Here is a 13,992-nt window from a genome sequence, read left to right as displayed (position 1 = left end):
GCAATCCACAAAACCTGTGGCTGGCTTGCCAGCGATTGCAGTGGGGTCAGGCAATGAAGAGGTTGGCTGGGCTGGCCAAATCGCTGGCAAGCCAGCTCCCACAGGGGTCAGCGGTGTGATTGAGATTGTTGGCATTCCACAATCTTTGGGAGCTGCTTGCCAGCGATGGCGGTGGGTCAGGCAATGAAGAGGTTGGCTGTGTTAGCCCAATCGCTGGCAAGCCAGCTCCCACAAGGATTTTTGGTGTGCCTGAGATTGTTGGCAATCCACAAAACCTGTGGGAGCTGGCTTGCCAGCGATGGCGGTGGGTCAGGCAATGAAGAGGTTGGCTGTGTTGGCCCAATCGCTGGCAAGCCAGTTCTCACAAGGATTTTTGGTGTGCCTGAGATTGTTGGCACTCCACAAAACCTGTGGGTGCTGGCTTGCCAGCGATGGCGGTGGGTCAGGCAATGAAGAGGTTGGCTGTGTTGGCCCAATCGCTGGCAAGCCAGCTCTCACAAGGATTTTTGGTGTGCCTGAGATTGTTGGCAATCCACAAAACCTGTGGGAGCTGGCTTGCCAGCGATGGCGGTGGGTCAGTCGATGGAGATGTTGGCTGGGCTGGCCCTATCGCTGGCAAGCCAGCTCCCACAGGGGTTTGTGGTGTGATTTAGATTGATAGCAACCCATAGAACCTGTGGTGTTGGTTGGAGTGGGGTCTTCCTTGATCCCGCTTCTGTTTAGAAGGCGTAGCTGGCTTTGAGGCCGCCGTTGAAGCCGTGGCTGTCGCCGCCGCCGTTGGCGCCGACTTCTGCGCCCAGGCTGAGGGCGCCGAGGCTGGCCATGACGTTTACGCCGCCGCTGAACTGATCGCGATTATCGAAAGCCGCGCGTTGTTCGATGTCGAGGCCGAGCAAGTGGCTTTGGCTGTCGACCTGGTTGTCGCCGAGTGTGCGTTCGTAACCCACTTGTACGCCCGGCACCAGTTGCCATGCGCCCATCGCCACCGGCGCAAAGGCGACGTTGAGATTGGCGACGGCACTGCGGCGGGTGGCGCTGTTGTCGTCGACGTCGAGGGCCAGTTCGCTGCCCTTCTCTTTGAAGCCGTTGAGGTCTAGGTGGCTGATGCGCAAACCTAGGCTTGGTTCGAAAGTCATGCCGTTGACCGGGGCGCGGTAACCGAGGGCGACAGTGGCGCCGGTGAGGTTGCCGTGGCTGTTGCCTTTCGCGGTGCCGAGGCCGCCGCCGAGGTCGCGTTTGCTGTCGTAGTCGACGTAGCCGGCGCTGGCGTTGGCGTCGACGAACAGGCCTTGTTCGAGGCTGGTGAAGCCGTAGCGAGCGCCGACGTTGACGAAGGTGAAGTCAGTGTCGGCTTCGCCACCCGCGCCGCCGACGCTGCCTTTGCTGTAGCCGAAGCCGCCGCGTACGCTGAGTTGTTCGCTGAAGCGTTGGGTGACGCCGACCATCAGGCCTTGGCTGTGTTCGTTGCTGCTCTCGGCGTGGGACGAGCCGTCGGTGCCGAGGTAGCCGGCGAGCGCGGTGGTCCAGAGGCGATATTGGCCGATCTTGAGATCAGTGCCGCTGGCGAACGGTGCGGCGGCTTGTTCGATCATCGCGTTTTGGCGCAGCAGGTAGCTGGCGGCGTCGGCGTGCACCTGGCCGCCGACCTGGGATTCAACACCGCCGAGGGTGCCGGCATCGATCGCCGATTGCAAATAGTAGTTGTAGGCGCTGTAGGTGCCGGACAGGCTGGTGTTTTGCAACTCGCGGAGCAATTCGGCGCCGGCAGCGGCGTTGCCGATCAGCCCGGCCTGGCCTGGGAGGCTGTTGTATTCGACCAGTTTGCCGCGCAGGACGTAAATGGTTTCTTGCGACAGGCCGAGGCCTTGTTTGAGGTAGTTGTCCATGCTGCCGTATTGCGCGGTGACTTCGTCGAGACCTGCCTGCAAGTAGCTGGCCTGGACGCCGAGCAACGGCTCGTAAATGGCGGCCATGCTCGGCGGCAGCGCTTTGAGCGTGGCGGCGACGCGGGCGGCGGTGTAGTCGTTGGTCGCCAGGTAGTTGGCCATGATGGTGGCGTTGTCGACGCCGGCAATGCTCTGCAACACGGCAGCGGTCCAGCCGGTGCGATCCTTGCCGGCGGTGCAGTGGAACAGTTGCGCGGCATCGACACTGGCCAGTTCATTGAACAGCACGCCGAACTGACCGCGCATGCCGGCATCGCTGACAAAGGCGCGGTTGGTCTGCTCCATCATGGCGATCGCGTCGGCGGCGCTGTTGAAGGAAATGTTGGTGATATTCGAGCCAGAGGTGGTGCTGCCGATGATGTCGATGTTCTGGTAGGTCGCACCACTGATCAGCGTGTCCGGGGTGGCGGCGATTTCGCTGGGGGTGCGCAGGTCGTAGATGGCTTTGATGCCGAGGCTGTTGAGGGTCGCCAGATCGCTGGCCGTTGGTGTCAGCGCGTTGGAGCGGTAGAACACGCCGCTGCGCATCGTGCCGTCGTGGGCCGTGGTGTACGCGGTGGTGATGCCGGCGATATCACGGAAGTTGTCGATGCCTTGCAGGCGCGGCGTGTCCAGCGGCACGGACTCGGCAGCATGGGCGGCGGCGATGGACAGGCTCAGTACGGACAGCGAACACAGAAGACGTTGAAACACAGTGCAGCCTCATTGTTTAAGCGTTGGGCTGGTCACTATGGGTAGGCAAGTGATACTGAATATGACAGTTTTGGTTTGAGGGAAAATGGCAGCGCGATCGGGCCGTGGGCTGCGTAATTGGTCCATCCACCGGCAGAGAAAGTCTCAGGGATTAACGAAAATGGAAGATCTGATTCGAATGGCAACGCGCGAAGATGCCGCGAACATCAGTGAGCTCATCGTGAATACTTTGCGTGTGTCCAATGGGCGCGACTATTCGCCAGACGTTATAGAGCAGGTGCAGCGCAGCTTTTCACCGCAGGCGGTTCTGGTCTTGCTGGGCAAACGTCAGGTTTATGTGGCCACTTTGAATCAACACATCGTGGCAACCGCCAGTCTTGATCAGGACGTGGTTCGCAGCGTGTTTGTCGAGCCGGGCTGTCAGGGCAAAGGACTGGGTAAGCGGCTGATGGAAAGACTCCAGTCTGTTGCCGTTAGCCAGGGTTTCACCAAGCTGCATGTGCCCTCTTCGATCACGGCTGAAGGTTTTTATCGATCGCTTGGGTTCGACAGGGTTCGGGATGAGTATCACGGCACCGAGCGAACGATCATCATGCAAAAGCAATGGTGATGGCAGTATTGAACCCACCGTAGAACCATTGCTGCAGTGAGCCTGCTCGCGATGGCGGCCGGCCAGCTGAGGTGCGTGTTGGCTGAAAAGCCTCCATCACGAGTAGAAAAAAACCTGAAGGCATCAGCGCGAACTCAATCGACGATGAACAGTTTCGCGCCAGTGGCGGTGAAGGATCGATGGCCTTCGGCGTCGTTGCCTACCTGGTAACTCATGCCGGGAGTCAATGTGAACTGGCGGCCATCCTCCAGTTCGGTCTGCAACTGCCCTTCCAGGCACAGGAGGATATGGCCGCGCCAGCACCAATGATCAGCGAGGTAGCCGGGGCTGTACTCGACCATCCGCACGCGCGTTGCGCCAAACTGGCACGTTCGCCACCAGGCCGTGCCGGTTACCCCGGCATGTGCCACCGGCTCAATGGTTGACCAGTCGGTGGTACCGAAAGGAATGGCGGTGAGATCCATGGCTACCTCGTTGATGTTCGCGAAGCGCGCAAGGTATCAACGAGGGGATTGTGCCGATAGATACAGACTGCGCGGATTTGCGGGATACAGACTCTGAACAAGTCCTTGTGGAAGCTGGCTTGCCAGTAAAGAGGCCCGGTCACGCAGTTCTCAGAACGCAGAGAAACCAAACAATCCGGGCAATCAGTTAAATTGATCTGGAGCAGTATTTACCCCACACGGCAGCCGTAATCTGCAATGGCTGAAAACAGCCGTGCTGTGCGCACGTCACAGGCCTTGAGGCCAAGGTGGCGCCATGAACAAAAAACGCATTGTCTGGGGGAGCATTCTCCTGGGCCTTCCGTGTGTCTTGCTTCCGGTCATTTTGATGGGTTACGTCGCCTGGATGTTGAATCTGGCCGCGGCTCAACAACGTCTGGAAGCCCTCGCTTCCGTCGCCTCCAGTCGTGCCCATGGCACCTTCAGTGAAGCGGCCGGCGCGCTGAAATCCATCGCCGGCTCGCGGCTCGGGCCGTGCACGCCGGAAAGCATCGACGAGATGCGTCTGCTGACCATCAACACCCTCTCGGTGAAGTCTATCGGCTATGTCGAAGAAGAGATTTACGCCTGCGGGTCATGGGGCCTGGTCGGGCAGCATGCGGCGCCGTGGCGTGAAGACTTCACCACCGCGGATGGCGTGCGTGTGTCGCTCGGTGTGCAGTCGCGCATCGTTGCGGCCAAGCCGATGATGGCGCTGCAGTACGCGGCGTTCAACGTGCTGGTCGATCCCGAGCAGTTTTTGCAGGTGATGCTTGACGAGGATCTGCACCTGGCGGTCGGCACCGCATCCGGGCAATTGGTCAGTGCCTCGCGTCCGGGCGCAGAACACTTTCTTGCTCGCGTGCATTCCGGCCCGCATTCGGGCCTTGCCGACGGCTATCTCTACACCCTCGTGCACAGCGGCGACTGGGTCGTCATCGCCGCGCTGTCGCGCCATGAGCTGATGCAAGGCTTGATCCGCCGGGAGTTACTGCTATTGCCCATCGGTGGTTTGCTCGCCGGGGTGCTGGTGTTGCTGATCGTGCGCCGCACCCGGCAACGTCTGTCGCCGCTGGCGGAACTGCAAATGGCGGTGCGCAATCGTGAGTTCGTTGTTCACTATCAACCGATCATCCGCCTCAGCGACGGTGCTTGCGTCGGTGCGGAGGCACTGGTGCGCTGGCAGCATCCGGATGGCTCGCGGGTGTGCCCCGATGCGTTTATTCCGCTGGCCGAGCACAGCGGTTTGATTCTGCCGATCACCGATCAGGTCATCGACAATGTGATGCGTGACCTCGGCCCGTTGCTGGTCAAGGAGCGCAGCTTGCACGTGGCGATCAATCTGGCGGCGAAGGACGTCAGCAGCGGGCGCTTTCTGGCGAAACTGGAGGCCGCGCTGGACCGGGCCAACGTGCAGCAGCATCAAATCTGGCTGGAGGCCACCGAGCGCGGATTCGTCGAGATCGACGCCGCGCGGGCCACGGTCAACCATGCCCGCGAGCTGGGTTATCTGGCGGCCATCGATGATTTCGGCACCGGGTTTTCCAGCCTCCAGCATTTGCAGCAACTGCCGCTGGACGTGCTGAAGATCGACAAATCGTTTGTCGATAATATCGATCAGGATGCCGCGACCGGCACCGTGACCGGCCACATCATCGAAATGGCCAAGAGCCTGCGCCTGCAGATAGTCGCCGAAGGCATCGAGACCGAAGCCCAGCGCGATTACCTGCGCGATCACGGCGTGCATTTTGGTCAGGGCTGGCTGTTTGGCAAAGCGATGCCGGCGGATGAGTTTTTGCGGTTCTATCAAGACCGGGCAAACGTGCTTGTCGACCATCCAGCGCTAGAAAGCGTGTAACTATCGACGACCTCCGGACAAGCCACCCGTCAGCTGACCAAGAATCTGCACGAGCTCAGGTCGCGTCCATTTTTCCCACGGTACGACCTCCTTGTTATCACCGGTGTGCCAATGCTCTCCAGAATCAAACGCGAGGTAGATGGAAAAAGCCGGCTCGGGCATTTCGGCATCCATGCCGAGGTTCACGATATCGCCGAACAACAGATTCATCACCTCGTCGCATGCGTGAAAGTCGCGTGCACCGCTAAGGAACTGATCGGCCATGGCAATCGCGACTTGATTCAACAGGTCGCGAGGATTCATCTGCACGGCCTGAGAAATAAGGCTCAAGTCGTGAATCGTGTCTTGCTCGAGGATTTGTAGAACGTAAGCAAGATCAGCGCGGCTCAGGGTCGGCAAGGCGTGTCCTCCGGGCGTACAGTGAAGTGTGCGCGCAGCATGCAATGGATCCCCACCGTTGCCAACGTTTGCCTCAACCTTCAGTTGGTCTGGCTGACGACCTTGATGTCCGTAATCGCTACCCGCTCGGCCTGTTCGAGGATCTGCTCGGGTGTTGAGTCTGCAGTGGGCATCATCAGGCCGTTTTCAGCGTCGCCCAAGTGCAGTTCCAGCAGATGCATCGCGGCTTCGTGCTCGGACAACTGCTGTTCCTTGAGTTCAAGCAGAAAAGTCCGCGGCTCGCCGTTGAACAGATATTCGATGTGATAGGTGTACATGATGTCATCCACGTCAGTTGGAAAAGGCACTGATTATCCTGACGCAGTGGTCAGTTTTTAGTTCAAATTGAATCGCCTCTCTGGCCAATCCGGATTTCATGGCAAACTTTTTCCTTGCCGAGGCGTCCCTTTCTTAAACCCCCAACCGGCTGATTTCAGCCAAGGACAGGCGATGACCTTCTTCATTTTTCTTCTGGCCTGCGCAGCAGCGGCAACCACCGGCGTGATGTTCAAACCGGGGCCGTGGTACGAAGGGCTGAACAAACCCGGTTTCACCCCGCCCAACTGGGCGTTCCCCGTGGCCTGGACGATTATCTATCTGCTGCTGGCCTGGGCCGGTTATCGCTTGAGCCTGATCCCCGGTAGCCAGACCGTGCTGGCGCTATGGGCGGCGCAGATTGCGTTGAACACGCTGTGGACGCCGGTGTTCTTCGGTGCGCATCAGGTGCTGGCGGCGATGGTGATTCTCACCGTGTTGTGGCTGGTGGTCGCGGCGATGGTGGTGCTGGCAATACAACTGGACCTGATCACTGGCTTGATCCTGTTTCCGTATCTGGCGTGGCTGTGTGTGGCGGCGGCGTTGAATTTTTCCATCCTGATCAAGAACCGCTGATGAACAATGCCAATTGGGGTACTGCAACACCGTGGCCGCAGGGCGAACGCGAGTTGGATGAGGTGCGCGCCTTCAACAGGAAGCTGGCCTGGCTGCCACGTTTCAAGATCCGCAATCGCCTGACGCCGCGTTTGATTCAGGCGCTGTTGCGCTGCAGCCAGATCGGCGGTTCCGGCGTGTTGCGCAAGTTTGGTCTGACGGCTGAGCGCAAGCTGATTGATAACGTGCCGGTGCGGATCATTCGCCCCAAAGGCCCGGCGAAAGGCGTGGTGCTGGACTTTCACGGTGGCGGCTGGGTGATCGGCAATGCGCAGATGGACGACAACTTCAACGCGGCCATCGTCGACAGCTGCCAGGTGACCGTGGTTTCGGTGGATTATCGACTGGCCGTGTCCACGCCCATCGAAGGACTGCTGGAGGATTGCCTCAACGCCACTCGTTGGCTGTTACAAGAGGCTGAGTTCGCCGGCCTGCCCGTCGTGGTAGTCGGTGAATCGGCGGGCGGTCATCTGGCCGCGGCAACCTTGCTGGCGCTGAAACAATGGCCCGATCTGCTGCAGAGAATCAGCGGCGCACTGCTGTATTACGGCGTCTACGACCTGACCGGCACGCCCAGCGTACGCACCGCCCCCGCAGACACGTTGGTGCTGGACGGCCCGGGCATGGTCGAGGCGCTACGTCTGCTTACGCCCGAGTTGACTGACGAGCAGCGCCGCCAGCCACCACTGTCTCCGCTGTACGGCGATTTCAGCGGCTTCCCGCCCGCGTTGCTGTTTGCCGGTGAACTCGATCCGCTGCGCGATGACACTCTCGAGATCGCCAAGCGCTGGGCGCAAGCGGCCCCGGTCGAAATGTACATGCTGCCCTCCTCGCCTCACGGGTTTATCCACTTTCCCACAGCCATCGCCGAGGGCGTGCTGGCGTACAGTCGAAAGTGGATTTTGGCGCGCGTTGAGGCTGGCGCGCTGCGAGATTGAAAACTGGCAGCCCGGCCAGATGCTGAAACGCTGTCCCACACTGTTCCGCGTTACCGGAAGATCAAAAGCAAAAGCCCCACGGCTATCGCAATCCAACCCACAACTCTCGCGGCGCCTGCCCACTGATAATACCGGCGCTTGTCTCTCTGCTCCCTTGTAAGCATCTGAGCGGACATCAGCCGAGACCGCTCTGCCTTAACGGACTTTGAATAGCCGAACATATCTGACACATACAAAATCAGCCCCAGGCCTATCACCAACAGTGCGCAAGCGAAACTCACCACATCGATCCCTCTATCGAAACCCGCCAGATTCAAGCGATGTAAAAGAAGTACAGCGCCAAACCAAGCAACTGCATGATCAGCATGATTGAAAGAACATGATTGCAAGCCCTCCACGCCTTGCTCACCGGTTTGCTCTTGGCCACCCGGTAACGAAGGTAACTGTCGAGTGACAGCGACGCCGTGGGAATGAGCACGAACAGAAACGTCAAAAAGAAATTAAACATTTCCTTTGCCCATCGACTCCCAACAGGAAACCCGGTGTATTCGCTGCATCTTGCGTTGCTCAAGGCGTCTGAGCTGTCAGCTTAGCTGACCGGCATGCCCCCGGAATCCCGGGCGATACTCGGGAATCCAGCGCCCAATGGGGACAAGCCGTTGACGTGCAAACCCTCAAAGCCGCCATTCAATGGCAGAATCCCCAGACCCTGATCATTTCGGAGACCACAATGCTGCGCGTGTTTGAACAACGGCTCGACCCATTTCCTCCCGACGAAGCACCGCCTCCGCCCGTCGGCCTGATGCGGTTCCTGTGGGCCTGCACGCGCGGCGCACGCGGTTATATCCTCGCGCTGGCGCTGCTCAGTGCCGGTGTGTCGATCTACGAAGCCTGGCTGTTTTCCTTTCTCGGCCAGGTCGTCGATCTGCTCTCGACGTGGCAGGCCGGTGGCGGTGTCAACGCACAAGAAAGTCGCGTGCTCTGGGGCATCGGCATCGTGTTGTTCATCAGCATTGGGCTGGTGGCGTTGCGCACGATGGTTCAGCACCAGATCCTGGCGATCAACTTACCGTTGCGGCTGCGCTGGGACTTTCATCGGCTGATGCTGCGGCAAAGCCTTTCGTTCTTCTCCGATGAATTTTCCGGGCGGGTCACGACCAAGGTCATGCAGACCGCATTGGCGGTGCGCGAAGTCTTGTTCACCCTGATCGAAATCGCACCGGGCATCGGCGTTTACTTCATTGCGATCATCGCCCTGGCTGGTGGTTTTGCCTTGAAACTGATGCTGCCGTTCATTGCCTGGCTCGCGTTATTCGGGCTGGCCATGGTTTATTTTGTGCCGCGCTTGGGGAAAGTCGGCCAGGAACAGGCCGATGCGCGATCATCGATGACCGGGCGCATTGCCGACGCCTACACCAACATCACCACGGTGAAACTGTTCTCACACTCCAAACGTGAAGCACACTTCGCCCGCGCGGCGATGGAGGATTTCAAGCTCACCGGTTTTCGCCAGATGCGTCTGGTCAGCCAGTTCGAAATCGTCAATCAGGCGCTGGTGGTCGGGCTGATTCTGGGTGCCGGCGGCTACGCGCTGTGGCTCTGGCATCTGGGTCAGGTCGGTACCGGTGCGGTGGCGGCGATTACCGCCATGGCGCTGCGCATCAACGGCATGTCGCACTGGATCATGTGGCAGATGACGTCGCTGTTCGAAAACATTGGCACCGTGCAGGACGGCATGGCCACCCTCACCCGCGGCCCCAAAGTGCAGGACGCGCCGAACGCCAGCGTGCTGGTGCCGGCGGGCGGTGCAGTGACGTTCGACAAGGTCAATTTCAACTACAACGGCGAACGTCAGGTCCTCGACAACTTGAGCCTGAACATCCGGCCCGGCGAAAAAATTGGCTTGGTCGGTCGCTCCGGTGCGGGCAAATCGACGCTGATCAATCTGCTGCTGCGTTTCTATGATGTCGACAGCGGCGAGATTCGCATCGACGGGCAAAACATCGCGCAGGTGACCCAAGACAGTCTGCGTAGCGCGATCGGCATGGTCACCCAGGACACGTCGCTGCTGCACCGCTCGATTCGCGACAACATCGCCTACGGCCGCCCCGACGCCAGCGACGAAGATATCCGCCGCGCCGCCGCCAACGCGCAGGCCGACGGTTTCATCAGCCAACTCAGCGACAAGCAAGGCCACAGCGGTTACGACACGCTGGTCGGTGAGCGCGGCATCAAGCTTTCGGGCGGCCAGCGCCAACGTATCGCCATCGCCCGGGTGATGCTGAAGAACGCGCCGATCCTGCTGCTCGACGAAGCCACCAGTGCGCTGGACTCGGAAGTCGAAGTCGCCATTCAGGAAAGCCTCGATGAAATGATGCAGGGTAAGACCGTCATCGCTATTGCCCATCGCTTGTCGACGATTGCGGCGATGGATCGACTGATTGTCATGGATGAGGGGCGGATTATCGAGCAGGGGACGCACACTGAGCTGCTGAGCAGAAACGGTATTTATGCGCGGCTCTGGCAGCATCAGAGTGGTGGGTTTCTGGGGGAGGATCAGGGCGTGGCGGCGGCGATGGATCAGGCTTGAGGGTTTCGGACTGAGGGGGGAGCAGTCGCTTGTGAGCGACTGCTTTAAGTTCTGGAGGGAGGCATTGCACTGGCAAAAATCACCTATGCCCCCGGCCTGACGGTTTAAGCCTCGGATACTGCCTCGCGCACGAACTCCTCATAGGTGCGCAGCGGGTGCCCAATCAGAGCCTGAAGCTGTTCTACCGTTTCTTCCGCGGAGCGCATGCCGAATTTCTGGATACCCGCCATCATCAGACGCATGTCATAAGCCAGCCAGGTGGGGCCATACGCAGCCAGTTGGCCTTCGAAAGCCGCGACGTCATCACCCCCATAGACGACTTCGTGGCCCAGAGCAGTACTCCAGATACTCGCCACGGACGCACCGGTGAGTGCTTGCGGCCCAACCAATTCGAGCGTTACACGATCCAGCGCAGCAGGTGCCTTGTCACGTCGCAGCAGCTCTGCGACCGCAACATCAGCGATATCGCGCGCGTCAATCATCGACACGCCGGCGGCGCCAATCGGCATTGGATACACCGAGTGGTTCTGGATAGTCTGTTGCACCATCCGGTCGTTCTGCATGAAATAAGCCGGACGCAGAACCGTGGCAGGCATGTCGAAACTCTCGATCATGCGCTCAACCGTATGTTTGCCGGTGAAGTGCGGGACATTGGTGAATTTGTCGGCATGGATCACCGACAGATAGACAATGCGTTCGATCCCCGCCTCGCGAGCCAGGTTTAGCGTAATCAACGCCTGAGTGACCTCATCGGGCGTCACAGCATTGAGCAGGAACAGCGTACGCACCGCGGCCAGTGCAACGCGCATCGGCGCTACGTCCGTGAGGTCGGCGACCACTTCAGTGACGCCCGCCGGAAATTCCCGCTTGCCCGTTTGACGCACAAGGGCTTTGACCTCGGCGCCCGCGCCAGCAAGGCCTTGAGTGATCAGTGAACCAATGGTGCCGGTGGCGCCAATAACCAAAATGCTCATGTTTAAAACTCCTGCATGGGATTCAAAGTGGATCAGCGAGTGAAATCCGCAACGACCTTGCCGGTCCGTGAGGTGCGATTGCGTTCGATCGCGTCGGGAATATCAGAGAAACCAACGACATTGCCGATCCTCGATTGAAGCGTGCCGCTGGCGACTTCCCTGGCCAGTTTCTCCAGCAATTGAGGATCAGGCTTATTCATGAACCAGAGGCCTCGGCGATTCGCCGGCGTTCTGGAAAGGATGTCTGGGGATGAAGTGCCGACAACCACACCGTCCTGCGACAACACCTGCCACGACCGGTCCAGGACCTCACCACCGACGTAGTCGAGCACCAGTTCGATAGGGTGGACGATGTTTTCGAAACGCTGAGATTGGTAGTCAATGACAGAGTCGGCGCCGAGGCTTCGTACGTAATCGAGGTCGGCAGTCCCCGCCGTTGCAAAGACCTCGGCGCCCGCCCGCTTGGCGTACTGCACGGCATAAGCGCCCAGCCCGCCTGCTGCGCCATGAATCAGGATTCGCTGTCCTGCGCGGATCGGCCCCGCGTGATGAAGACTGTTCCATGCCGCAACGGCTGCTACAGGCATGGCGGCCGCATGGATGTCGTCCAGAGCCTCAGGCGTGAGGGACAGACTCGCTTCGTTTACGGTCACGAACTCAGCGTAAGCGCCCAGTGCGCCCATCGCTGCCATGACGCGGTCGCCAACACTGAAACGAGAGGCTCCGGGGCCCACCGCTTCAATCACTCCGGCCATTTCGGCGCCCAGCACGATGGGCAGTGGCAGCGCGAATGCATTGCGCACCTGTCCTTCGCGAATCTTCCAGTCGATACCATTTACGCCCGCGGCTTTAACCCGAACCAGCACCTGGCCTTGCTCGGGTGTTGGTTGCTCGATCCTGGAAACTTGTGCGACTTGTGCACCACCGTAGGCTCGTATCAATACGGCGCGTTGAAGTGTATTCATGGAAATTCCTCATCTCGTGTTCCGATGAGAAGAAATTAATCCGTTGCACAGACAAAACGAAGACCACAAAATCCATACACCTCGTTTCAAATATGGAACACCATGAACATTAACGCGCTACTGGATTTCATCCTCGTCGGCACTCATTCAGGGCTGGGAAAGGCGAGCCGTGCGAGCGGCATTCCCAAAGCCACGTTGTCGCGACGGATCGCGGAACTTGAAGATCAACTCGGCGTGCGGCTGATAGAGCGCAGCGCGCGCGGTCTGAAGCTCACCGAAGCGGGTGAGGCGCTGATTTCCCGAACCGAAGGCCCGCTCAGTGAAGTGACCGACGCCATGACCGCAGCAGGTGAAGGCGTATCAACGCCTCGCGGACGTCTGCGGGTCGCTGCGCCGATTCTGTTCTCGCAGCTCGCAATGGGACGTATCGGCGCCGAGTTCTGTGCGGCTTATCCGGATGTATTCATCGAGGTCGTTTCGGAAGATCGCAGGGTGGATCTGGTGGAGGAACAATTTGACGTCGCCATTCGAATCAACCCGAGCCCGGACAGCAGCCTGGTCGGCCGGTGCTTCGCCAAAGACCGAATGGTCGTGGTGGCAGCGCCTGAAATACTCAGGCCGGCGCCCGGCGCGATCAGCGCCGTTCCCGCTATCGTGACGTCGACTTTCCAGCCAACACACTGGAGTCTTGATGGCGGGCAGTTGGTTTTGGAGCCAATCCCGAAGATGCAATTCTCTTCGCTACTGATGGTTCGCGATGCCGCGATCGCCGGCGGCGGTGCAGCGCTCATCCCGCAGTCCATCGCCTGGAACCAGCTCTCCCGTGGTGAGTTGATTCAGTGGGGGACGGTGGCAGATGCCGAACCAGCGCTTTGGGTTCTGCATACCTCCCGGCGACTCGCGGCGCCAAAGGTCCGCGCATTCGTCGACTTCATGTGTGACAGATATTCAGACATGTCTCTTGTGCTGAGGGGATAGAACTTGATCAGGTTCGGGCTCGTGTGCCCTTTGCCTTGATGCACGCCTTTTCAACTCACCGGCACCGCAAACACCGCACTGGCCCGCGCAACCGTTCGCTCCCCAACATGCAAACTAACGGCAGCAAACGCCAGTTGACGTCCCTTTTTCGAATGCTCCAAACGCACTTCCAGCCACTCATTCATTTTTACCGCGCCGAGATAATCCAGAGTCATGCTCGCGGTGATCAATGGCTGCGGAGGGTCGCTGGAAAACGCCATGGCATAACCCATCCCGACATCGGCCAATGTCGCCAATACACCACCATGCAAGGTGCCACGGCCATTGGCATGGCGTGAGTCAGTCAACAATCCCAGTTCCAATTGCAGCCCACTGCCTCGCGCGTAGATCGGGCCCAGCAAATCAAGCAACGGACTGCTGCGGGTAAACGGGGTGAAACCTTCGGGAATTGGCGTGGCGTTCATGATCCCTCCTGGTGCCGGTGACTCACCGGCTTCATTGACCTTAACAGGAGGGTTTATTGGCAACCGCGCAATGGAGCAAGAACTATACGTATGCGGAATCTGCAGTGATCAACTGTCAAAGCAGAC

At 59.4% G+C, this 13,992-nt stretch carries 14 protein-coding genes; 6 read left to right on the top strand and 8 right to left on the bottom strand.

The window, feature by feature from the left end:
• Nucleotides 1-719: 719 nt before the first annotated feature.
• A complete protein-coding gene (locus ACM6IN_RS11075) occupies nt 720-2,639 on the bottom strand; it encodes a tyrosine-protein phosphatase (RefSeq protein WP_414916003.1) in 1,920 nt (639 codons plus the stop codon).
• Between the two features lie 160 nt (nt 2,640-2,799).
• Between ACM6IN_RS11075 and ACM6IN_RS11070 the strand changes: the two genes are divergently transcribed.
• The gene (locus ACM6IN_RS11070) at nt 2,800-3,249 is read left to right on the top strand and encodes a GNAT family N-acetyltransferase (RefSeq protein ID WP_123376827.1); all 450 of its coding nucleotides are present in this window, start codon (nt 2,800-2,802) and stop codon (nt 3,247-3,249) included.
• Between the two features lie 134 nt (nt 3,250-3,383).
• Here ACM6IN_RS11070 and ACM6IN_RS11065 read toward each other — a convergent pair whose 3' ends face one another.
• Nucleotides 3,384-3,713 (bottom strand): DHCW motif cupin fold protein, encoded by a 330-nt coding sequence (locus ACM6IN_RS11065; protein WP_038367105.1) that lies wholly within the window; start codon nt 3,711-3,713, stop codon nt 3,384-3,386.
• A gap of 367 nt (nt 3,714-4,080) precedes the next feature.
• On the opposite strand from ACM6IN_RS11065, the gene ACM6IN_RS11060 reads away from it, so the two are divergent.
• On the top strand, nt 4,081-5,589 hold the full coding sequence (locus tag ACM6IN_RS11060) for an EAL domain-containing protein (protein WP_414916002.1): 1,509 nt from the start codon (nt 4,081-4,083) through the stop codon (nt 5,587-5,589).
• Here ACM6IN_RS11060 and ACM6IN_RS11055 read toward each other — a convergent pair whose 3' ends face one another.
• Both ACM6IN_RS11055 and ACM6IN_RS11050 read right to left on the bottom strand, forming a co-directional pair.
• Entirely contained in the window at nt 5,590-5,988 is a 399-nt protein-coding gene (locus ACM6IN_RS11055; protein WP_095111958.1) for a hypothetical protein, read from the bottom strand.
• An 80-nt stretch (nt 5,989-6,068) separates the two neighbouring features.
• Entirely contained in the window at nt 6,069-6,335 is a 267-nt protein-coding gene (locus tag ACM6IN_RS11050) for a hypothetical protein (RefSeq protein WP_414916001.1), read from the bottom strand.
• A gap of 142 nt (nt 6,336-6,477) precedes the next feature.
• On the opposite strand from ACM6IN_RS11050, the gene tspO reads away from it, so the two are divergent.
• On the top strand, nt 6,478-6,918 hold the full coding sequence (gene tspO / locus ACM6IN_RS11045; protein ID WP_007916213.1) for a tryptophan-rich sensory protein TspO: 441 nt from the start codon (nt 6,478-6,480) through the stop codon (nt 6,916-6,918).
• On the top strand, nt 6,918-7,895 hold the full coding sequence (locus tag ACM6IN_RS11040; RefSeq protein ID WP_414916000.1) for an alpha/beta hydrolase: 978 nt from the start codon (nt 6,918-6,920) through the stop codon (nt 7,893-7,895). The genes tspO and ACM6IN_RS11040 overlap by 1 nt, the downstream gene beginning before the upstream one ends.
• Before the next feature lie 313 nt (nt 7,896-8,208).
• Here the strand turns inward: ACM6IN_RS11040 and ACM6IN_RS11035 are convergent, their stop codons facing one another.
• The gene (locus tag ACM6IN_RS11035; protein WP_007916204.1) at nt 8,209-8,403 is read right to left on the bottom strand and encodes a hypothetical protein; all 195 of its coding nucleotides are present in this window, start codon (nt 8,401-8,403) and stop codon (nt 8,209-8,211) included.
• A gap of 222 nt (nt 8,404-8,625) precedes the next feature.
• Between ACM6IN_RS11035 and ACM6IN_RS11030 the strand changes: the two genes are divergently transcribed.
• Complete coding sequence (locus tag ACM6IN_RS11030) at nt 8,626-10,485, top strand: ABC transporter ATP-binding protein (protein ID WP_414916091.1); 1,860 nt, start codon at nt 8,626-8,628, stop codon at nt 10,483-10,485.
• Nucleotides 10,486-10,589: 104 nt separating this feature from the next.
• Here ACM6IN_RS11030 and ACM6IN_RS11025 read toward each other — a convergent pair whose 3' ends face one another.
• Nucleotides 10,590-11,459: an NmrA family NAD(P)-binding protein gene (locus ACM6IN_RS11025; protein ID WP_414915999.1), complete on the bottom strand. Its 870-nt coding sequence runs from the start codon at nt 11,457-11,459 to the stop codon at nt 10,590-10,592.
• A gap of 32 nt (nt 11,460-11,491) precedes the next feature.
• A complete protein-coding gene (locus tag ACM6IN_RS11020) occupies nt 11,492-12,424 on the bottom strand; it encodes an NADP-dependent oxidoreductase (protein ID WP_414915998.1) in 933 nt (310 codons plus the stop codon).
• 102 nt (nt 12,425-12,526) lie between these two features.
• On the opposite strand from ACM6IN_RS11020, the gene ACM6IN_RS11015 reads away from it, so the two are divergent.
• Entirely contained in the window at nt 12,527-13,402 is an 876-nt protein-coding gene (locus ACM6IN_RS11015) for a LysR substrate-binding domain-containing protein (protein ID WP_414915997.1), read from the top strand.
• Nucleotides 13,403-13,452: 50 nt separating this feature from the next.
• Here ACM6IN_RS11015 and ACM6IN_RS11010 read toward each other — a convergent pair whose 3' ends face one another.
• Nucleotides 13,453-13,866, bottom strand: coding sequence for a PaaI family thioesterase (locus ACM6IN_RS11010; protein WP_095111948.1), 414 nt, complete (start codon nt 13,864-13,866; stop codon nt 13,453-13,455).
• Nucleotides 13,867-13,992 lie beyond the last annotated feature (126 nt).

Source organism: Pseudomonas sp. IT-P395 (genome assembly GCF_949767675.1).
Lineage (GTDB): Bacteria > Pseudomonadota > Gammaproteobacteria > Pseudomonadales > Pseudomonadaceae > Aquipseudomonas.
This window is presented reverse-complemented; position numbering and strand designations above follow the sequence as displayed.